Below are 21,430 nucleotides of genomic sequence, written 5' to 3'. Positions count from 1 at the left end.
GACAAGATCCTCCCCTAAAGAGGAGGTATAGTACTAGATAGGTAGGATGAAGAGAGCAGTAGAATCAAATTTAATGTTAATTTTTTGTTGCTTGGTGAAATTGCAAGCGCCATTGTTGATCATGAAAACGCCAAATTGAACTGCGTAAACTGCCTGTTGCTTTTACTACACCATCACTAATAGAATTAGCTTGATAACAAACCAGCATAGTATCCGCCGCTAACTCCACCACTTTAAACTGCGACAAGTGCCAGCGTTGCGTTGGTGACTTAACCAACAGCCAGTTCACAATCTCACTGCGAGAGGTATAACTGCCGATTGGCGAAATCTCAAATAGCTCTGGATGTAAAAAGCCATCAAGCAATGTCGGCGATTGCGAAAAGTCTGTATGTAATAGTGTTTCTTCACGTTGCGTAAAGCGTTCAATCTGCGTGTCTGCTGATTTTTCGATATTATGCATCCCTGCTCCTATATATGTTGCAGATTAATCGATGAAGATATACTTATGCATTTGTACTGATAACTTCCAGTTACGCTCAATACACAGTTTGATCGCCAGCTCAGTCGCACGTTGTTGTTGCGAGATAGGCTGTAAACACATGATTTTATGTGTTAGATCAATATCAGCGATTAATGCATCAAGTTCATCAATGTGTTTTTCCATGGCGATCACATGCTTGATTTCGTTCGCGCGGCGTAGTGCACTTTGTAACACAGGTAGCTGACCTTTCATTTGGATCTTTGGTGATACCGTCACCCATGTCGAGTCAGTTGCGCGTACTTCTGATGTACCAGAGGTCTCTATTTGACAGAAATACCCTGCTTGCTCCAATTTACTTGTTAATTCAACCAGATCGTATTGACAAGGTTCACCACCCGAAATAACAATATGCTTTGCAACAAAACCATTTTTTTGTATCATAGTAATGAATTCTTGTGCAGTGAAGTTCGCCCAATGCGGTTTGTCATCGCAAGCTTTGTTCACCGTTTGTTGTGACACTTGCATCTCAGGATCGACCGTCCAAGTTTGTTTGGTATCACACCAAGAGCAACCAACATCGCAGCCTTGTAGGCGAATAAAGATGACGGGATAACCAGTAAAATGGCCTTCACCTTGTACTGTTTCAAAAATTTCATTAACCGGATACTGCATTTTTATAACCTAATAAACTTCAAGTAACGTTTATTGTATCATCTGCCCTATATATTTTTAACATTTATATGGGACGCTTTCGATCGCACAGTAATTGCTTAGCAATCGCATAATTAGTAGGTAGGTAATCAATGAAGATATGGCTGTACAATATTTTCACCATTTTGTGTTTCGTGGTTTTAGGACGTGCCGTTAGCATGTTATTACCCGTTGAATTTCCCTCAAGCATCATCGGACTGCTATTACTCTTCGTGGCGCTCAGTAGTGGGCTATTAAAACAAAAGTATGTCGAAAAAGTCTGTGAACAACTTAACCGCCACATCGGTATCTTATTTGTACCAGCAGGTGTTGCGCTCATGGGATACTTTGAATTAGTCCAACAGAATATTCTCGCACTCATCATGGCGGGATTGATTGGCACTGTCGCTATCTTTTTCACTGTTGGCCACACCTATTGTTATTTGAATCGAGCTAATGCAGCGAAACAAAAAGCAGCATTAAACAAACAACAAGGTGACGATAAATGATCTTATATTTAGCGATTCCCCTGACTCTTATCGTCTACTTACTTGCGCAATGGTTTTATAAGAAAACTGCACTCGCAATATTCAATCCGATTTTATTATCGATTGGTACATTAATCAGCATCATGCTGATATTTGGGTTTGAGCTTGAAGAGTACGAGCAAGGTACCAACATCCTGACTCGGTTACTTGAGCCTGCAGTGATCGCCCTTGCCTTCCCGCTATACCAACAGTTTGTGCATGTAAAAGCGAAAATTGTACCGGTATTGGTCGCTTGCAGTGTGGGCGTAATTGTGGGGCTAGTGGTAACCACATTTGTTGCGATCAGTTTTTCAGCATCGCCAGAGATCATCGCCTCACTAGCGCCGAAAGCGGTAACAACACCTATCGCAATGGCAATCAGTAAGACTATCGGTGGTATCCCTGCTATATCCGCAATTATGGTTATTATGGTTGGCATATTCGGTAACGTCTGCGCGCCATTCTTGCTAAAACATTTACGCATTAGAACACCTGAAGCGCAAGGTCTTGCTATCGGTTCCGGTTCCCATGTGATAGGTACATCTAAAGCGATGGAACTTAGTCGTATACACGGGGCCTTCAGCACAACAGCTTTGTTAATCAGTGCCGTACTGACATCGATCATCGCACCAGTGATTTACCCCTATCTACTCACTTGGATGCTCTAATTATATTGTAATACTGTCATGTTATTGGTACGCATTTCAGCAGATATGAATACCAATAATTCGCGGCGAAATCCTCCACAGCAAAATGCTGCATTATCAGCTAAAATAAGCTTAGAAGATGTAACGCAGTCTAGTTATATTGGAGAGAGTTATAGCCTGTGGAGGTTATCATGAAACAGTTTTCTCATAGGACAATTGTGTGTCCTCATTGCGGTCAATTTGTCACTGCAGATGTTGATGCCAGTAATGGCGCCCAAGACTATTATGACGAGTGTAGTTCCTGCTGCAATAGTATTCATTTTAAGTTATTGCATGATCAGGTAAATGAAAAGTATGAATTATTCATTGATGCAGATGATGAGCAGATCTTTTAAAAACGAGTGGCTCTTTAAAGACAAGTAAATGTAGGAGCGATCGGCATGCTTGCATAAACAACAGCTAAGCCTGACTATCGCTCTTCATACTTTTATTTCTTATAAAGATTTTAGCTTGATAGCAGCATAGTTACTTATTTAGCATCATACGTTCGACCGTATCAACAATCGCTTGTGTTTGACTATCAATCTCAATATTCACAAATTGACCGACTTCGCGGCCACCTAAGTTCGTCACAGCCAATGTTTCCGGGATTAAGTGTACCCAAAATTGTCCGTCAGCGACATCGCCTAGCGTTAAGCTAATGCCATCAATCGAGATGAAGCCTTTTGGTAACACGTATTTTTGCCATTCAGGCGCTATTTTAAAACAGATATCACAGTTAGTTTCAGTGCGATTAATTGTCACGATTTCAGCTTGCGTATGCACATGACCTGACAATAAATGCCCGCCGATTTCATCACCAAATTTAGCCGCGCGTTCTAAGTTAACTTCATCGCCCACTTCAAGGTCAACAAGGTTAGTTACTTTCAGTGTTTCTTCAATCACATCAAAACAAACACTGTTGTCGTACATCTTAACTACGGTCAAACATGTACCATTATTGGCGATACTTGCGCCAATAACTAAGCCGTCTTGGTGTGCTTTATCAAGCGTTACTTCTAAAGTATGTAACTGCTCTTTTTTGTCGATACTAATAATCTTTGCTTTTCTTTGTACAATGCCAGTAAACATAAATAACCTCCATCATGACTTAAAAGAATATACCTCACTATATCGCGTTATTTTAGATAATTCATCTAGTTAATAAGCCGATATTAATATGGAATAAAATAATTTAAAATACATCTGTAAATACTAGCTATAAAGGATTATTATGCTCCTAGCTGGATCAGGTATGCCCTCACGAACGCGAATATCACCACATTCATAATCAAATCTTTCGTTTTCAGCAACATCAATTCTTAGAATAAACAATATAACAACCCTACATATCCGGAGTACCAGTGCAGAAATATCGATCTGAGGTTTCTAACTTATTTAAATTAATGGTTCCAATTTTGATCGCGCAACTGGCGTTCACTGTGATGGGCTTTGTTGACACCGTTATGGCTGGCGCAGTAAGTGCAACAGACATGGCTGCTGTCGCCATTGCCAACAGTATCTGGTTTCCAGTGTTGATGTTTTTAGTTGGCATTTTAATGGCGATCACCCCGATCGTCGCGCAGCTATACGGCGCAAAAAGACAAAGTGAAATTGCGCAAGTGGTTCAGCAAGGGATCTGGTTTGTATTAATCATCTTCCTGCCAATGATGGCACTGCTGTATTACAGCCCAATGATCCTTGACTTCATGCATGTTGAAGATAGATTAGCCGAGCTAACGACAGACTATTTACGCATGATTTCATTAGCGCTACCGTTTGCCTGTGGTTATCAAGTGATCCGAAGTTATCATGAAGGTCTAGGTATTACCAAGCCAACCATGGTGATCGGCCTGATTGGTATCATGGTAAACGTGCCAGCAAACTATATCTTCATCAATGGTCATTTTGGTATGCCCGCTCTCGGTGGTGTTGGTTGTGCCGTAGCATCTGTACTGGTCTTTATCGCGATGTGTATCTCGATGATTGCTTATAGTTATTTCCATAAAGACTTTAAAGACATCAAGTTATTCGATCAAGTTTACGGTATCGATAAGAAAGAAATGTCGCACATCATTGGTGTTGGTTTTCCTATTGCTGCGTCTATGTTCTGTGAAGTGACCTTATTTGCTGTTGTATCAATTTTGTTAGCACCACTTGGCGCAATCACAGTTGCTGCGCATCAGGTGGCGTTAAACTTCTCATCAATGGTGTTTATGCTGCCGTTAAGCTTAGGTATTGCAGCAACGATTGTTGTTGGTCAATATGTCGGTGAGAAAAAACCACAGCAAGCGAAATCTGCCAGCATCACAGCTATGTGGATGGGCGTTGGTTTTTCTGTTATTACGGCAATCTTTACTATCGTACTGCGTAGCGAAATTGCTGAAATTTATACCGAAGACATGACCACAATTAACATAGCAACAGGCTTAATGTTAATTGCAGCTGTGTATCAAATCTCGGATGCCGTGCAGGTTATCGCCGCTGGTGCATTACGTGGTTATAAAGAAACCAAGATTATTTTTGCCATCACCCTATTCTCTTACTGGGCAGTCGGCATGACGATTGGTTATACACTCGCATTAACAGACCTGGTTGTACCTGCGATGGGCCCTGCTGGTTTCTGGATTGGCTTTATCTCTGGTCTAACAATGGCAGCAATATTGTTATCAATCAAATTGTCTAGTGTTTTTAAAAAAACAACCTTAGGCCATACTGTTGAATTAACAGCGACTGCTTAATAAGCAATACGTTATTTGACTAATATGACTTGTAAAAAGGCGATAGTGATTCACATCACTATCGCCTTTTTTATCCGGGTTTAATCTGGTCTTATGAACGCTTCCGTTACCTCTGCTAAAGTGACTATTACTGACTATTACTGACTATTACTGACTATTACTGACTATTAATATTAAGCCGCTTCATTAATCGATGTAAATTACTTCTATCCACCCCTATCACACGCGCTGTAGCAGCAGAATTCCCTTTGTTTTCAGTTAGCATTTTTTTGATAAATTGTGTTTGAAAATCATCGGTTATTAGCTTTAAGCTATTATCGTTATCCAGTGTATTAATAACGATATCATTTTCACTTACATTAGGGGTTACAACGGTTGTGCCAGCAGTGTCTGTTGCTAATAAAGACGATGTCGTACTATCATCTAATGTTTCAATATCCAAGCTTTGAATATCCAAGTCACTACTTTCCAATACCACCACACGTCCGTCTTTACGATTACGAGCAGCGGCTCTTAATGACGCACGACTTAATAGGTGTTCAAGCTCTCGCACATTACCCGGCCATTCATATGCAAGTAATGTCCGTTCAGCATCTTTTGCTAACGTTAAGTTATTTAAGCCCACTTTACGTTGGATTTTGGCAAGAAAATTACCCGCTAATAACAAGATGTCATTGCCACGTTCACGTAGACTCGGCACTTTTAATGGATAAACAGTTAATCGGTGATACAAATCATCTCTAAAACGCCCTTCCAATACCTCTTTGGCTAAATCTCGATTGGTTGCTGTAATTAACCGTACATCTACCTTATTGGGTTTATCACTCCCTAAGCGTTGTAGCTCACCAAACTGAATAACCCGTAATAACTTAGCTTGAATAGACAAAGGTAATTCACCGATTTCATCCAGAAATAATGTACCACCATCAGCAAGTTCAAATTTACCCAAACGATTTTTAGTCGCACCAGTAAACGCGCCAGCAACATGCCCGAACAATTCACTTTCAACCATAGTCTCTGGTAATGCAGCACAGTTAACAGTGATTAAGGCCTCTTTAGAACGCTTAGATGCCATGTGAATTTTACGTGCTACCAGCTCTTTACCTGAACCTGATTCACCATATATCAATGCAGCTAAGTCAGAATCTGCCACAAGATCTATTTCTACATTAAGTGTGTTCATTGCTGAACTAGAGCCAATCATTTCTTCACTAAATTTATCATTAATAAGACTGGCAGTAACTTGCTCTTGGCGCAGCACTCTTTGGTCTAATGCAAAAATCAAGTTGGCGGTTTTTATAACCACTTCGGTTAAGCCGATCATTGAATTTAACATCGCAGGATCGAGTGAATCAAAGCGCTGTGGATTAAGTGCGTCCATAGTGACGATACCCCATGGCTTGTTATCAATCACCAACACCGCCCCCATACAATCATGCACATTTAACTGCCCATCAGGCGTTTGGATCAAACCATCATAAGGATCGGGAAGCTCACAACTGGCATCAAAGCGATGTACTTTCTTTTGTATGTCACTATCATTATCGCTGTCATTATCACTGTCATCATAATAGTGCGCTAAAATTTGTTCGAATCGAGGATGCTCTGTAATAGGAAAATGTCGTCCCATTGCCTCAATTTGTAAGCCGTTTGCAGACTTAGGTACCAGATGATCGCCTTCAAGTTTTAACAACACACATGCGTCACATGCAAACGTATCACGCCATGCCTGTAGCAAACGGTTATAGCGTTGGTACTTGGGCAATTCTCGAGAGAGATCATAAATAATGGTATCGATACTCTCAATAAAGCGGAGGTGTTCCATGGTAGCAGATCCTTAAAGCGGTCATTCAATGATTCATCAGTTATAACACTGAGTAGTCATTGTGACAACGAACAATCCTTCAACGCCCTATATATTGACCAACCGATAGGTTAAATCATCACCTTTCGATAATGAAATTGTCTCTAAATATTGACTGAATTCAACTAATTTTTTCCATTTACCGATAATTTTTAAACCACCATTAAACATGTGATAAAATCAGCCTATTACATACATTATTATATTAATCTGCCGGGTCTAAACTCGACATAATAAAGGAATTCTTTGTGTCATTAACACATCCCGCACACGTCGTTATTATCGGCGCAGGCCCTTCAGGTTCACTTGCTGCCGCCTTGCTAAACAAGCAAGGCATCAAAGCAACGATCATTGAAAAATCAACATTCCCCCGCTTTTCAATCGGCGAAAGCTTATTACCAGCTTGCATGGAATCGCTTAAAAAAGCGGATATGTTTGACGCTGTTAACGCGGCTGGATTTCAGTTTAAAAATGGCGCCGCTTTTCACGCTAATGGCCAACATACAGAATTTGATTTCACTGATAAATATACCTCAGGTGAAGGCACTACTTTCCAAGTTCAACGTAGTCAATTCGATAAACTGCTTGCAGACACAGCAGAGCAACAAGGCGTTACAATCCATTATCAGCACGAAATTAAAAATATTGATGTAGGCAGAGAAAAACCGCTATTAACAGTGTTAGATGAAAACCAAACAAGTTATGAGATAGAAGCTGATTTTATTCTTGATGCCAGTGGGTTTGGCCGTGTGTTACCGCGTTTACTCGGGCTAGAAGAACCTTCGACACTACCACCAAGACGCGCTATCTTTACTCATATTGAAGATAATATTACCGCTGAGAGCTACGATCGTAACAAGATATTGATTTCTGTACATCCTGATGACTGCAAAGTTTGGTATTGGTTAATTCCATTTAGTAACGGCACTTGTTCATTTGGTGTGGTTGGTGAACCCGAGTTTTTTGCTAACTACCCAGATGATCATCTTGCCGCGTTAAAGCAACTCGCAACTGAAGAAAGCAATCTTAAAGTATTACTTTCACAAGCTACTTACCCTAACCCTTGTGGCACGATCATGGGTTATTCAGCCAACGTAACGAAACTCTTTGATCGAAATTTTGCTTTACTGGGTAATGCGGGTGAGTTTTTAGATCCGGTATTCTCGTCAGGCGTCACGATTGCAATGAAGTCAGCAGAGCTTGCAGCTGATTTGTTAGTGAAGCAGTTCAATAATGAAGTCGTTGACTGGCAAACAGAATATGCCAATACGTTGATGACAGGTGTTAACGCATTCCGTTGTTATGTTGAAGGTTGGTATACCGGTGAATTCCAAGATGTAGTCTTGCACGACAATCCTAACCCGAAGATAAAACAAATGATCTGTTCTATTTTAGCCGGTTACGCGTGGGATAAAAGCAATCCATTTGTGGCAGAGCCTGCCCGTCGATTGAAAGTTGTTGCTGCTATTTGTAAGACTTAAGCCATTTTAGAGCCCCCTGTAAATCAATCGATGAATTACAGGGTCTTCAATCGCGATATCTTTGTCTATATCACAAGCTCTTTCTTGTAATAATAACGATAATATCCAACTAGGTTACTCGTAATAAATAAAGCTTCCATAATCACCGCCGTTGGTGAACCGATCAAATAATTGTGTACTAGCCAGAAACTAGTCCCCACGACCATCAATTCTCTTAACCGCTTATCATCTTTATTGAACGCTGCCACAGTCTGAATGCTTGAAGCCAAAAAACTCAAAATGCTAATCAGCCCAGAGTAAGTCAACACAGTCGCAATTAACGATGCCGAACCAAACAAATACTTTAATTTTGGGGATGTCGAAAAGATACTGACGAAATAACGAATCGTGGCGATAACCATCAAACTTGCTGCAGTCCATTGCTCGAGTAAAATAAAATGACTCGAAATAAGTACACCCGCACAGCATAAACAGGCCACAATTTTCTGCCGATCTTTGAACTGAAAAGACATCAAATCAAAGCAAATAGCGATGGCGACTAATACTTGGGATATAAAAAATAATGACACTGAGATTCTCCTAAAACGTAGCCATCGTCATAATGACCTATCATTCCATTTAATGAGCCACAGTCTACAGTGTCATACTTAGTGTTAACAGCAAGTAACTATATCTATACTTATATTTACAAACGAGTTAAGCCCTCTCCTCTATAAACTATCCATTATCCGCTATAAATTCTTCACTACTGAAGTTACTTTTAAACGTAAATGCAGCTGGCGTGTCGCCATTATCACGTAGATATTCTAACTTGTGAACGGCTTCTTCAATACTCGGAATATGACCAATTGGCACCCACCACAGAACATAGCTGTCTTCAGGGATTACATCGAACCATTCCTTTTTACGACGTAGAAAGTCTCGATGATGCGTTCTAAACATAAAATTTTTAAGCGCATCAGGAGACTGCCAAACCGACATATTGACAATAATATTCGGATCGGAAAACGCTTGAATACTAGTCGCGTCACCGTTTTCGTCTTTTAAACGCCAAATAAAACCGTCACTTGTTTCTGCGGTATTATTCACTGGTTCTAAGTTATCAACGAATTCTTTAATCTCTGGCGCTTCTAATGCGTATTTTGCTTTCGCTATGTTTAATTGTGCTAGGTGCATATAACTCCTCCTTGATGCCTGACTGATGATGACGAATCAATTTCTATACTAAACGTAATAATCCAATTAGAAAACAGGGAAAAACAAATTTATAACCATTTTTCGATAAGTACTTCATCGATATATTTACCATTGATCTTCGCGTGTTTTTTAGCTACGCCAATGACTTCAAAGCCGTGCTTAAGATACGTTGCGAGTGCATTTTTGTTGTCGTCACGTACATAAGCAAATAGCTTTTCATAACCTTTAGATTTTGCTAGTTCAAACGTGGCGTTAAACAAACTCGATGCAATACCTTGCCTTCTGTAGCTGCCATCAACATAGGTACCTATGATCCCGACATGATCGAAAGCGTGGGTATAAGTAGCAAACGGTTCTACATTTTGGAATCCAACGATGGTTGATTTCTCTGCATTAGAAGCAACATTAAATACACCTCTTTTAGGGAAGTCTTGAATAAATTGCTCTTCCTCTTCCAAAGAGAATGTGGAATCAAGAATGGTATAAAGACCACCCTCAATGATTGGATTCAATATATCCATGATACCTTGCGCATCTGCTTTTTGAACATCTCTAATGATTAATTTCATGGTTTTCCTTGAATGCCTAAGTTGTCCCCCTTACGGGTGATATTTATCATAACCCCAATTCCATATCATCCTTGATAATAAAACCGGTTTTATACATGCAATTCTTGTTTACCCCCATAATTGTTGTCAAAACGACCTTAAGTTGTATTTATGACAACCTTAAGTGGTTGTCATAAATACAACTTAACTAGTACTACAAAACAAAAATAACATAAAATCAACAATTTGAAAAGTTGGCACGGCTACTGCAACACTGAAAATACAAATATTGATGTAGATCAATTATTCTCAAAAACCGATTAACCAACCTATACAAGGTAGCTATTATGTTAACGCAACAAACTATAGATATTATCAAAGCGACTGTCCCTGCTGTTTCTGTTCATGCTAATGATATTACAGCGCATTTTTATCCTTTGATGTTCAGAGATTACCCAGAAGTAAAACGTTTCTTTAACCAAAGTAACCAAGCTGGTAACGCTCAACCTAAAGCACTGGCAAACGCCCTTGTTGCTTATGCAGGTAACATCGAAAACCTATCTGTATTAGAAGCTGCTGTGAATCGTATTGTTAACAAGCACGTGTCCTTGAATATTTTACCAGAACAATACGCAATTGTTGGTGAGTGTTTGTTAAAATCAATCAAAGCCGTATTAGGTGACGCAGCGACAGACGCTGTGATTGAAGCATGGGGACAAGCATACTGGCAGCTTGCTGATCTACTTATCGCAGCAGAAGAAGCGGCATACACAGCCAATGCCGAAAAAGAAGGCGGCTGGCGTGGCGAACGTGAGTTCAAAGTGACTTCAAAAGTAGCAGAGAGCGAAAACATCACGTCATTCTACCTCACGCCGGCTGATGGCCAACCTGTGTCTTCATTCACACCGGGTCAGTTTATCGGTCTAGTATTAAACATTGATGGCGAAGAAACACGTCGTCAATACAGCTTATCTGATGCACCAAACTCAGAATTCTTACGTATCAGTGTAAAACGTGAAGAAGGGGGTGCAGTATCTAACTACCTACACAACCGTGTTCAAGCGGGCGACACACTACGCGTATTAGCACCAGCTGGTGACTTTATCCTAAAAGACAACAACAAACCCGTTGTTCTCGTCACTGGTGGCGTTGGTATTACACCTGCAATCAGCATGCTTAATAGCTTGAAAGCGACAAACCGCCCGATTCACTTTATTCATGCGGCGATGAACACCAAGGTTCACGCATTCCGTGACCATGTAACAAACCTTGCAGCGAATAACGCGAACATCAAACCTTACTTCGTTTACAGTCATGCAACGGCAGAATGTCAGCCAGACGCAACCGGTTTCATCAATCTAGCAATGCTAGAAGAGAAAATTGGTGATGACCGTGATGTAGAGTTTTATTTCTTAGGTCCAAAACCTTTCATGCAAGCAATGAACAGTTTCGCGCCTAAACTAAGAATTCCAGCTGAAAATGTGCATTTTGAATTCTTTGGCCCCGCAGAAGATTTAAATATAGCCCCAGCTGCTTAATTTTAAAGCAATATACTGATATTGTTTAAAAAAGACTTGATGATATTAAAGATGCGGGATAGTATTTGCTTCGTCTTAACGACATACCAAATTATGCTCGCTTAGCTCAGTTGGTAGAGCGCTAGCTCGACATGCTAGATGTCACAAGTTCAAGTCTTGTAGCGAGCACCATTTTTTAATGGTACAAATTCCGCGTCCTTAGCTCAGTTGGTAGAGCGCTAGCTCGACATGCTAGATGTCACAAGTTCAAATCTTGTAGGACGCACCAAATAATGAAACCTTGCTCATTGAGCAAGGTTTTTTTATACCTGAAACAAAATAGCTGCAACATCTCCCTTAAACAAGACGTCAACTTACTAAGCCAATCGATATACCTACCACTATAACGATCGACCTAACAAAATGTCATGACTGTTTAAAGCCAGTATTATTTTTAATTAAAGCTTACATTCAGGCTCGAATACTATTTCTTATTAAAATCAGGTGCTTTAATAAGTTCAGATAGACAAGTATTAGCATCTACCCCACTTTCCTTTAATACACTTAATGCATCTAACAAAATCGATTTTAACTCAATAGCAACTAACGCATAATCAGCATCACTCTGTTGCAATGTCTCATGAGCAACAAAGCTTAAACCGAGTTTATTCATCTTCTTATCAAGGTTATTAATTAACGAGAGTAGGTTTGTGTGATACTCAACAACCAAGTCATCCGCACTTTGTTTATCAATAACGGACAATCCAGCTAACAACCCTTTTTCGCCAAAAAAATATTCAGCCATTACAAAGTCAATATCTTTATACCATTCACGTACAGCCAGCAGTGGCGTAACATCGGTATTTAAGCCCTCATGGCAAGCAGCTAAGACCGGCACCTGTAAAAACAGAGCATCGAAGCGCTCCTGAGAATTCACGTATTTGATCATGGCAGGAAATAACAATTGAATATCTTCCAGCTTTAACTGCTCATGGGCAGCAAGCTTTAATGCTTGTTGCTTAGCGTCACGCCATTTAGCAGAAAACCAACGGAACATACCCGCATTATCCAAACAGCATTGAATCGAACGTAAAGTATTTGTCGACTCCAGCGTATTGGTATTCACAAACGGCGCAAGTTTCTTGTTCAACGGTTTTAAAATGGCCAACTGCTGTTGTAATTCAGCTAAACGAAAATCCATTTCATAACAATTAAAGCTATCCTCTCTTAACGTCCACGAAGCTGTAGGCGCACTCTCAATCAAGCTTACCAATGCAGCAAGCTGTTCAACACTGATTGCCGAGTTTTTAAAACAAGTATGTAACTGCGTGGGTAAACCCTTAGCAATCTCTGCATAGCATGTTTGTAATTGCTGACAACTCGCTAAAACAGCCTCAATTTCAAGTGTCTGGAATTCTATTGCTTCAAGTGTCATCAATCCCGCAATACCTAAATCATTTAGCTGCTTAACGGCGGCCACATAGCTATCGTCGTTTAGTGTTTTATCTTGTAATAAACGATCAGCGTCTAAAGATGACATTATTTTATCCTACTTAATATGAGGTTATGCAAATTAATTACATGTTTAACTTAGCATAATCAACGGTAAATATTTAATAGACTTCAGCTTACCTCATTCCGTAGACTTAATCGACCTACTTCATCTTAGCTATAGTTCGCTATACTATTTAATGACATATCTTGATTTTACAACATAACTTTATAACATAGCTTTATAACATAGCTTTATAGCGGTGATGCACATGATTAATACTCGAATCGAACGTGATAGTATGGGTGAGGTCAACGTACCTACCAATGCGCTTTATGGCCCACAAACTCAACGTGCAATAGATAACTTCCCCGTGAGTGGTCAACCCCTACCGATTGATTTTATCAAGTCATTGCTACTTATTAAATCAGCAGCTGCAGAAGCCAATCTCGAATTAGGCTTGATACCCGAAAACATCGCTACCGCTATCTGTACTGCCGTGAGCCAATTGCAGGCAGATAAAAACATCATGCAGCACTTCCCTGTTGATATCTACCAAACAGGTTCTGGTACCAGTTCGAACATGAATGCTAATGAAGTGATAGCTCATCTTGCTAGTATCTATAGTCAGACTAAAGTTGATGCCAATGATCACGTCAACTATGGCCAAAGCAGTAATGACGTGATCCCGAGTGCGATACACATCAGCGCCGCAATATTAGTCGCCAAACAACTATTACCTGCGCTACATCATTTACAGCAAACCATTGTCGACAAAGCCCTAAGCCTGAATCATCTGGTCAAAACGGGACGCACACATCTGATGGATGCCATGCCGGTGAGAATGAGCCAATCCTTATTCAGTTGGGCTGCACAAATCAGTGCCAACATTGATAACATTAAAATGTTACAACCCAAATTACAGCAGCTCGCACAAGGAGGTACAGCGGTGGGCACAGGGATCAATGCCCACCCCGAATTTGCCAGCCACTTTAATCAAAAACTATCAGGGTTAACCGGCATCACTTTTAGCCCAGCAGATAATTTTTCATTTTTGATGGCAACACAAGACACCGCTGTCGCATTATCAGGGCAGTTAAAAACCACCGCCGTATCATTAATGAAAATAGCCAATGATCTGCGCTGGATGAATTCAGGTCCACTTGCGGGGTTAGGTGAGATCAGTTTACCAGCACTACAGCCCGGATCTTCTATCATGCCAGGAAAAGTAAACCCGATTATCCCAGAATCAACCGCAATGGTGGCAGCGCAAGTTATTGGCAATGATGCCGCAATCACCACCGGGGGCCAATCAGGTAACTTTGAACTCAATGTGATGTTACCGCTGATCGCCAGCAATCTCATCAGCAGTATCAACTTACTCACATCAAGTTCACGCTTACTCGCCGACAAAGCGATAGCTGGTTTTGAAGTCCAAGAACAACAATTAACACAAGCACTGCATAAAAACCCGATTCTAGTCACGGCACTCAACCCGCTCATTGGTTATCTTAAAGCAGCAAAAATCGCAAAACAGGCTTATCGTGAACAACGTCCTATTATTGACGTCGCGGAAGAAAATACCGAGTTAACTCGACATGAGCTGGAAAAGTTATTAGATCCTGCACAATTAACAAGAAATAATAAATAATTTATCTCACTGGCACATTAGTTGTAAGCTAATCGTTGAATGATCATAATTAGTTATTTAAATGTATATTAAAAGCTGTTTAAATGTTGTAGTGATTATGATGATTTAAACTCAAGACATTAATTCAAAAGAATTCAAAGAAAAGTGGTGATCTATGAAGACAATGCCAATGCTAGACCAATTCATTCAGCGTCACCAGTTGGATGCAGATTATTTAACGCATGCATCAGAGTACTTTTCCAGTGCACTATTAAGTATCGTGGCGCATCAAAAACAAGCAAAAAAGACCTTTATCGTCGGCATTAATGGCTGCCAAGGTTCTGGTAAATCGACGCTGGCTGATTATCTTGGCACTCGCCTAAGTTCAGAGTTTGATTTAAACGTGGCAGTGCTATCACTCGATGACTTTTATTACAGTAAAAAACAACGCCACGAGCTTGCAAACCAAATCCACCCTTTACTGCGTACCCGTGGTGTTCCTGGCACACATGATATGAATCTTGCCAATGAAACCTTGGAAAAACTGTGTGCTGGCGCATCAGCAAGCGCCCCCGTACAACTTCGCCGCTTTAACAAATTTGCAGATAACCCCTACCCAGAATCACAATGGCCAATTATCGATCGCCCTATTGACGTGATCGTGCTCGAGGGCTGGTGCCTAGGCGTACAACCACAGTTAATGAAAGATCTTATCTATCCAATCAATAAATTAGAAGCGACAAAAGATAAATACGGCATTTGGCGCAGCTATGTAAATCAACAATTAAAACAGAATTATCAAGGTTTATACCAACGTATTGACCACTGGTTAATGCTTAAAGCACCGAGTTTTGACAGTGTCCAAGCGTGGCGATTAGAACAGGAACATAAGCGTAAAAACGTGGAAAAAAACACAGATCAAAAACAGCAAGAAACGTTTATGACCAGTGCCGAAGTACGTAACTTTACCGCTTATTTCCAGCGCATTACCGAGCAGTGTTTAGCGACCCTACCCAACCAGTGCGATTGGGTATACGAATTAGATAACCAACGTAACATTATCAATACCGTGCACCAAGATTCTGTCACCGTTTAAACAAGGTTAACAACGGCAATAACGATATACACAAGCACTAAACCAGCAAGGCCCATGATAAGTCCAACTTTTGCCATGTCCTTGCTGGCAACTAACCCCGTCGCATAAGCTAACGAATTAGGTGGTGTTGAGACCGGTAATATCATCCCTAGCGACGCAGAACATGCCACAACGACTAGCATCATCAATAATGACAAATCATCCATTGAAGTGGCGACAGCTGCCGCGATTGGCATTAACAAATTTGCCGTCGCGGTATTAGAGATAAAGTTAGCCATCAACCAACATACCAACGACATCACTAGCATCACCAACAAAGCTGGTAATATAGAATAATCAATGGCATTCGCCATGACCGCCGCCAGTCCTGTTTTATCCAAAGCTATACCGATGGCTATACCACCAGCAACCAGCCATAACACATCCCAGTTAATTAGTTTTAATTCTTCCTTGCCTATAATGCCAGTGAGCGTAAAGACCGCCAGTGGTACAATCGCCACGACATAAGTATTCATGCCGTGTAAGCCCGTACTCATCCATAAAATAATGGTCATCGCAAAGGTAATATAAACCACTATCGCTTGCCAACTTCGTTGAAAGTCACCACCAAGTTCTAAATGCAAACTATCTCCACTAAACGGAAACAGCTTTTGTAACAGCCACCATGCAAAGGCTAGCAGTACAATCACAAAGGGTAACCCGAGCATCATCCAATCTAGAAAACTGACATTGTAAAAGTTATCAAGATATTGCAGTGCAATCGCATTGGGTGGCGTACCAATTGGCGTCGCTATTCCGCCCAGGTTGGCAGCGATAGGAACACTCAGCACCAAGGCTTTAATGCCCTTCTCTTCCTTTGGCACCGACATTAAAATGGGACCGAGTAATGACAGCATCATTACTGTTGTCGCCGTGTTAGACATAAACATAGAAAACAACGCCGTGATCATCATCAGACCCAGCATAATAGAAGCAGGTTTAGTTCCAAATGGTTTTAACAAGACATTCGCTAGATTAGTATCAAGCGCATATTTATTCGCGCCTATCGCCAGTGAGAATCCCCCCAAGAACAAGACGATAATCGGTGACGAAAAAGCCGCGAAAATATCGTTATAATGCATCAAGCCTTCAATATTTGCCGCAGGGTCGAACCCATCATTCAACAACCGAAAACTGTAAAGCCCTTGGTCGGACAGCATCACCAATTCAAGGGTAATAATCAAGATAGACGTTGCAAAGACAGGCACTGGTTCAAGGATCCACAGCAGTGCCGCCAGTACAAAAATGGCGAGTAATCTATGCTGAATAATACTCAGGTCATCAAAGGGTAATTCAGAGGTGGGTGTCGAGAGTAAAAATAGTGGCATAGCAAAGGCAATGAAAAGTTTGACGAGCCTCGCCATCAAAGATTGGTTATCGTCATCTGCTGACGCTGTATGTGCTGCCCGGTTCTTTTTATCAACAAGCTGTTTATCTGTTTTTTCTTCGTCTGTCGGTTGTTTGTCTACGGTTATATCCGTCATTAGCTTCACCTCATAAGCCACTAATTCATAGAATATAAAATACCCTTTTTTGACGTTTATTATTCACTTCTCTATCACGTTTTTAGATTACCAATACATTTAGTTAACCATAAAGTGATAGTTAAGTAATGATTAATTGTACTGGTATTATAAAAAGTAAAAAGCCCCACAAGTTATTCACTCATGGGGCTTTATTCACTAGGCTATTATCAGCCTAGAACATCCGTAAGATTAAAGATTACGTAATGCGTTGATACGGTTTTGCAGTGGTGGATGGCTCATTAATAGCTCCATCATGGTCTTCTTACCGGTAATACCAAACGCCATCATCGAACCTTCAAGCTGTGTTTCTTGGCTTGTTTTAAGACGTTCCAGTGCGGCAATCATCTTCTCTTTACCCACAAGTTCTGCTGCGCCAGAGTCTGCTTTAAACTCACGTTGACGACTGAACCACATGGTTAGGAAGCTTGCTAAGAAACCAAATAGCATTTCTAACGCCATTGATACGATGAAGTAAGTCATAAAGCTACCGCCACCTTCACCCTCGCCTTCTTCATCATTTGATGTAAAGCCACTTACTGCGTTAGCAATAATACGAGATAAGAAAATAACAAAGGTATTCACAACACCTTGCATCAGTGCCATCGTGATCATGTCACCGTTAGCAACGTGATTGATTTCGTGAGCAACAACGGCTTCAGCTTCATCACGTGTCATTTGCGCTAGTAGACCAGTTGATACTGCAATTAAGGCTGCATCTTTTTTAGCACCAGTGGCAAAAGCATTCATCTCGGCAGCATCATAAATCGCAATATCAGGCATGCCAATACCAGCTTGTTTTGCTTGTCGAGTAACTGTTTCCATTAACCAATGTTCGTTGGCATTACGCGGCTGGGTAATGATCTCACCGCCAATTGAACGTAGTGCCATTTTTTTCGACAGCATTAATGAGATTAATGAACCACCGAAACCAAATAATACCGCCATCACCAACAACCCTGAAAGGCTACCTGATTGAATACCTGTAGTTGCATAGATAATGTTTAATACAATACTAAAAACCACCATTACAGCCAGGTTGGTTGCTAGGAATAGCATAATGCGTTTCATATATTTTTGTTCTCCAATAAAATAGAGTGACATAATATGACAAAATGAAGAGAACGCATATAGGGAAATTTGTAAAGAGAAGTAAAGAAGAATAAAGAACAAAAAATGACCTTTAAACGCCCAGTGCATTTAAAGGTCAAAGTCACGCTATCACTAGAGCAAAACATCAATGCCGCGGAGTGATGACATTGTATCGACGACAAGTTGATTTAGTGATCAAGTAGTCGCTATATCGAGTAATTAGCTATCACTCAGTTGATTAATTAATGGCGCTTTGAATGAGGTCAATTAGCTCATTTTCTGTTGCGGGCTCACGCGATAAATCAAGTTCAGGTCCCGCACCACCACTTAAAGAATAAACCTTCGAACCACAATGATCATAGTGATACCAAGTACCATCAATACATACGTCCGTGTAACATTTAGGATTGCGTAATAATTCCATCTTTACCACCTTAATCATGTGTTGAGTGTTTTTACAACCTGTTCACATTAAATATAAACGCACATCCCTATTAACGCTATTGATGCAGATCAAGTAATACTTTGTTTCATCATTCCTGCTCACTATATTTTATATACTTGCAGCGTGGGTACAGATTTTAGCAGACGCTCATTCTAGGTCACGTGGTGACCTGATTGGCACAGATATTCCCTGCACTAATGTCAGTTAAATTATTGAGGGTCGTTTGAGCAATACTAATTAATGCTTCTTTAGTCAAAAAAGCTTGATGGCCAGTAAAGATCACATTGTGACAAGCAGATAATCGGCGGAAAGTATCATCGGTAATGATTTCGCTAGAATGATCATTAAAGAACAAATGTTCTTCCTCTTCATAAACATCTAAGCCTAAGCCACCAATTCTACCTGATTTTAACGCTTCAATGGCATCGTTAGCATCTAACAAACCACCACGACTGGTATTAATAATTGTGACACCGTCTTTCATTAACGCGAACGTTTTTTCATTTAACAGATGCTTATTATCAGCCGTTAATGGACAATGTAAACTTATCACATCACTGCTAGTAAACAGCATGTCTAAATCCACATATTCAGCTCCTAACGCAATAGCGTGTTCAGAAGGATAAGGGTCAAAGGCTAAAATTTTACAACCAAAACCTTTAAAAATAGCCATGGTAGCGACACCTATTTTACCAGTACCAATAATACCAACCGTTTTACCGTGTAAATTAAACCCAACTAGACCTTGTAACGAGAAGTTAGCGTCACGGGTGCGTTGGTAAGCTTTATGAATACGGCGATTAAGTGTCATTAGCAAAGCGATAGCATGCTCGGCAACAGCCTCGGGTGAATAGGCTGGAACACGAACGATAGTGATACCGAGCGCTTCGGCGCAATCTAAATCAATATTGTTAAAACCAGCACAGCGCATGGCAATACACTTTATTCCCATGTCTTTCAGTTGATGTAAAACAGGCGCACTTAAATCATCATTAACAAATGCACAAACCGCATCATATCCTTTAGCTAATACCGCTGTTTGTTGATTTAATTGCGCATCAAAGAAATTAACACTGATAGGTTCAGCAATCAATGGTTCAAAATATTGGATATCATAACTGCGGGAACTAAACATAATCACTTTCATAAAAGTTTTCCTCATATAAATTTGTTAGATCGATGACGCTAACTTGTGATGTTCTTTGACATATTATAGCCAGAAATAGCAAAGCCCACTTCTTGATACAGTTTTAGCGCTCTTTGATTTTGGTAAGCAACTCGTAATTTAATTTGCCCAATACCAATCGATTTTAATTGTGACTCTAGCGCAATGATTGCCAATTTTCCATAACCATTATTACGGTTGTTGGAGTAAATGAAAAAGTCATAAATGAACGTCGATTTGTCATCTGTATTAATCGAATGCCATAAGTAACCAACCAATTCTGAATCCGACTCGATACACAACAATTCATGATCGTTGGTTTCCAACCCATTAGGAAAACAACGAAGCAGATCTTGATTGGCTAATTCGACCGCCTTTTCCATTGAGTGGCCATAATTATTAGCAATTTCACGACTGTAATCATCAATGAAATAATCGCTATATGCTGGGTATTCACTAGCAGTCATAGGTCTGAGTTGAATCATATTTAATCCTTTAAAACTATTGACTTAAAAACAACATAACACTTAAGCATTCATCGGCTAAATTAAGCTTGTCATATAGTTTTACGTGCGAATATATGACTTACATGGCTAGCATGTCCTGACATTGTTAAACTTTTAACTACTCTAGATTGTTCGATATTGAATCCGTCGAGTATGCCCTTAAGTTCCGATAACTGACTGTGCCACATAGGAACTCCTGCACCGGAGGTAAATCGATGGCTTTCATCGGAACAGAACTCAGCTAAATAAAGAACACCATTAGGCTTTAGTACTCGACGAAGTTCTATCAATATTTGCTTGCGAAGGTCTTGGTTAGGGATACATGTGAAGACAGCGCAGGTAACAATTGAGTCAAACTCGTTATCTGAAAACGGCAGTATCGAGCCTAAAATATGCCGTAAATCTAAATGTGAATTCTCGATTAAACCTCTATTTATCATTTCCTTTGAACAGTCGACCCCGATTAAGAACCTATAACCTGAATGATGAAGTTGATTTGCAATACGACCATAGCCGCAACCAAAATCAAGCACTTTAGCGTCTTGAGATACAGTTGTTACAAAATCCTCAGCTAAAATTTCAAGGTTGAAATCAACACTCTCCGCCGCACTATCCCATTCGCTCAATGAGTAACTCCTTTAATCACAGACATCATTTTAAGAAGGTGTAACCTGCTAACCTTGTACAGTTTGTTAGAACCTAACAAGCTG

The 21,430-nt window shown here is 40.3% G+C and carries 22 protein-coding genes and 2 tRNA genes; 10 read left to right on the top strand and 14 right to left on the bottom strand.

Translation table 11 applies throughout. From position 1 onward, the window contains the following. Positions 1 to 76: 76 nt before the first annotated feature. Together FR932_RS05990 and queE are read right to left on the bottom strand one after the other, a co-directional pair. Positions 77 to 460, bottom strand: coding sequence for a nuclear transport factor 2 family protein (locus FR932_RS05990; protein ID WP_019439752.1), 384 nt, complete (start codon positions 458 to 460; stop codon positions 77 to 79). A gap of 24 nt (positions 461 to 484) precedes the next feature. Then, positions 485 to 1,153 carry a 7-carboxy-7-deazaguanine synthase QueE gene (queE, locus tag FR932_RS05985; protein WP_019439753.1) on the bottom strand — a complete coding sequence of 223 codons (669 nt, stop codon included), beginning with the start codon at positions 1,151 to 1,153 and terminating at the stop codon, positions 485 to 487. Between the two features lie 131 nt (positions 1,154 to 1,284). Between queE and FR932_RS05980 the strand changes: the two genes are divergently transcribed. The 3 genes from FR932_RS05980 (at position 1,285) to FR932_RS05970 (ending at position 2,740) form a co-directional block, all read left to right on the top strand. Continuing rightward, positions 1,285 to 1,680 carry a CidA/LrgA family protein gene (locus FR932_RS05980; protein ID WP_026032029.1) on the top strand — a complete coding sequence of 132 codons (396 nt, stop codon included), beginning with the start codon at positions 1,285 to 1,287 and terminating at the stop codon, positions 1,678 to 1,680. Beyond that, positions 1,677 to 2,366 (top strand): LrgB family protein, encoded by a 690-nt coding sequence (locus FR932_RS05975; protein ID WP_019439755.1) that lies wholly within the window; start codon positions 1,677 to 1,679, stop codon positions 2,364 to 2,366. Before FR932_RS05980 ends, FR932_RS05975 begins: the two co-directional genes overlap by 4 nt. Positions 2,367 to 2,536: 170 nt before the next feature. Next, a complete protein-coding gene (locus FR932_RS05970; RefSeq protein WP_019628785.1) occupies positions 2,537 to 2,740 on the top strand; it encodes a CPXCG motif-containing cysteine-rich protein in 204 nt (67 codons plus the stop codon). A 130-nt stretch (positions 2,741 to 2,870) separates the two neighbouring features. On the opposite strand, the gene FR932_RS05965 is transcribed toward FR932_RS05970, so the two are convergent. Beyond that, the gene (locus FR932_RS05965; RefSeq protein ID WP_019439757.1) at positions 2,871 to 3,476 is read right to left on the bottom strand and encodes a riboflavin synthase; all 606 of its coding nucleotides are present in this window, start codon (positions 3,474 to 3,476) and stop codon (positions 2,871 to 2,873) included. A gap of 272 nt (positions 3,477 to 3,748) precedes the next feature. Between FR932_RS05965 and FR932_RS05960 the strand changes: the two genes are divergently transcribed. Then, a complete protein-coding gene (locus FR932_RS05960; protein ID WP_019628786.1) occupies positions 3,749 to 5,125 on the top strand; it encodes an MATE family efflux transporter in 1,377 nt (458 codons plus the stop codon). Between the two features lie 157 nt (positions 5,126 to 5,282). On the opposite strand, the gene norR is transcribed toward FR932_RS05960, so the two are convergent. Next, positions 5,283 to 6,950 (bottom strand): nitric oxide reductase transcriptional regulator NorR, encoded by a 1,668-nt coding sequence (gene norR / locus FR932_RS05955; RefSeq protein WP_019439759.1) that lies wholly within the window; start codon positions 6,948 to 6,950, stop codon positions 5,283 to 5,285. A 287-nt stretch (positions 6,951 to 7,237) separates the two neighbouring features. Here norR and FR932_RS05950 point away from each other — a divergent pair, with 287 nt between their 5' ends. Then, the gene (locus tag FR932_RS05950) at positions 7,238 to 8,470 is read left to right on the top strand and encodes an NAD(P)/FAD-dependent oxidoreductase (RefSeq protein WP_019439761.1); all 1,233 of its coding nucleotides are present in this window, start codon (positions 7,238 to 7,240) and stop codon (positions 8,468 to 8,470) included. 65 nt (positions 8,471 to 8,535) lie between these two features. Here FR932_RS05950 and FR932_RS05945 read toward each other — a convergent pair whose 3' ends face one another. The 3 genes from FR932_RS05945 to FR932_RS05935 all read right to left on the bottom strand — a co-directional run bounded on the left by FR932_RS05945 (position 8,536) and on the right by FR932_RS05935 (position 10,236). Next, positions 8,536 to 9,039 (bottom strand): YgjV family protein, encoded by a 504-nt coding sequence (locus FR932_RS05945; protein ID WP_019439762.1) that lies wholly within the window; start codon positions 9,037 to 9,039, stop codon positions 8,536 to 8,538. 148 nt (positions 9,040 to 9,187) lie between these two features. Next, on the bottom strand, positions 9,188 to 9,646 hold the full coding sequence (locus FR932_RS05940) for a DUF3291 domain-containing protein (protein ID WP_019439763.1): 459 nt from the start codon (positions 9,644 to 9,646) through the stop codon (positions 9,188 to 9,190). Between the two features lie 89 nt (positions 9,647 to 9,735). Further along, complete coding sequence (locus tag FR932_RS05935) at positions 9,736 to 10,236, bottom strand: GNAT family N-acetyltransferase (RefSeq protein WP_019439764.1); 501 nt, start codon at positions 10,234 to 10,236, stop codon at positions 9,736 to 9,738. A gap of 326 nt (positions 10,237 to 10,562) precedes the next feature. On the opposite strand from FR932_RS05935, the gene hmpA reads away from it, so the two are divergent. From hmpA to FR932_RS05920, 3 genes are all read left to right on the top strand, one after another. Continuing rightward, positions 10,563 to 11,753, top strand: a complete 1,191-nt coding sequence (gene hmpA, locus FR932_RS05930; protein WP_019439765.1) for an NO-inducible flavohemoprotein — start codon at positions 10,563 to 10,565, stop codon at positions 11,751 to 11,753. 95 nt (positions 11,754 to 11,848) lie between these two features. After that, positions 11,849 to 11,924: transfer RNA gene (locus tag FR932_RS05925), tRNA-Val, on the top strand. 21 nt (positions 11,925 to 11,945) lie between these two features. Then, positions 11,946 to 12,021 (top strand) — tRNA-Val (locus tag FR932_RS05920). Between the two features lie 195 nt (positions 12,022 to 12,216). Here the strand turns inward: FR932_RS05920 and FR932_RS05915 are convergent. Then, complete coding sequence (locus tag FR932_RS05915) at positions 12,217 to 13,272, bottom strand: hypothetical protein (RefSeq protein ID WP_019439766.1); 1,056 nt, start codon at positions 13,270 to 13,272, stop codon at positions 12,217 to 12,219. A gap of 223 nt (positions 13,273 to 13,495) precedes the next feature. Here FR932_RS05915 and FR932_RS05910 point away from each other — a divergent pair, with 223 nt between their 5' ends. After that, positions 13,496 to 14,875 (top strand): class II fumarate hydratase, encoded by a 1,380-nt coding sequence (locus FR932_RS05910; RefSeq protein ID WP_019439767.1) that lies wholly within the window; start codon positions 13,496 to 13,498, stop codon positions 14,873 to 14,875. Positions 14,876 to 15,029: 154 nt separating this feature from the next. Then, the gene (locus FR932_RS05905; RefSeq protein ID WP_019439768.1) at positions 15,030 to 15,950 is read left to right on the top strand and encodes a hypothetical protein; all 921 of its coding nucleotides are present in this window, start codon (positions 15,030 to 15,032) and stop codon (positions 15,948 to 15,950) included. Here FR932_RS05905 and FR932_RS05900 read toward each other — a convergent pair. From FR932_RS05900 to FR932_RS05875, 6 genes are all read right to left on the bottom strand, one after another. Further along, the gene (locus tag FR932_RS05900; protein WP_019439769.1) at positions 15,947 to 17,473 is read right to left on the bottom strand and encodes an SLC13 family permease; all 1,527 of its coding nucleotides are present in this window, start codon (positions 17,471 to 17,473) and stop codon (positions 15,947 to 15,949) included. The two genes, FR932_RS05905 and FR932_RS05900, sit on opposite strands and share 4 nt — an antisense overlap. A gap of 231 nt (positions 17,474 to 17,704) precedes the next feature. Then, positions 17,705 to 18,583 carry a protease HtpX gene (htpX, locus tag FR932_RS05895; RefSeq protein ID WP_019439770.1) on the bottom strand — a complete coding sequence of 293 codons (879 nt, stop codon included), beginning with the start codon at positions 18,581 to 18,583 and terminating at the stop codon, positions 17,705 to 17,707. Positions 18,584 to 18,842: 259 nt separating this feature from the next. Beyond that, a complete protein-coding gene (locus tag FR932_RS05890) occupies positions 18,843 to 19,028 on the bottom strand; it encodes a hypothetical protein (protein ID WP_019439771.1) in 186 nt (61 codons plus the stop codon). A 178-nt stretch (positions 19,029 to 19,206) separates the two neighbouring features. Further along, the gene (locus FR932_RS05885; protein ID WP_019439772.1) at positions 19,207 to 20,196 is read right to left on the bottom strand and encodes a 2-hydroxyacid dehydrogenase; all 990 of its coding nucleotides are present in this window, start codon (positions 20,194 to 20,196) and stop codon (positions 19,207 to 19,209) included. A 38-nt stretch (positions 20,197 to 20,234) separates the two neighbouring features. Further along, positions 20,235 to 20,699, bottom strand: a complete 465-nt coding sequence (locus FR932_RS05880; RefSeq protein WP_019439773.1) for a GNAT family N-acetyltransferase — start codon at positions 20,697 to 20,699, stop codon at positions 20,235 to 20,237. Between the two features lie 71 nt (positions 20,700 to 20,770). Beyond that, positions 20,771 to 21,346 carry a class I SAM-dependent methyltransferase gene (locus FR932_RS05875; protein WP_019439774.1) on the bottom strand — a complete coding sequence of 192 codons (576 nt, stop codon included), beginning with the start codon at positions 21,344 to 21,346 and terminating at the stop codon, positions 20,771 to 20,773. Positions 21,347 to 21,430: the final 84 nt, after the last annotated feature.

The sequence above is a fragment of the Moritella marina ATCC 15381 genome (assembly GCF_008931805.1).
GTDB lineage: Bacteria > Pseudomonadota > Gammaproteobacteria > Enterobacterales > Moritellaceae > Moritella > Moritella marina.
This window is presented reverse-complemented; position numbering and strand designations above follow the sequence as displayed.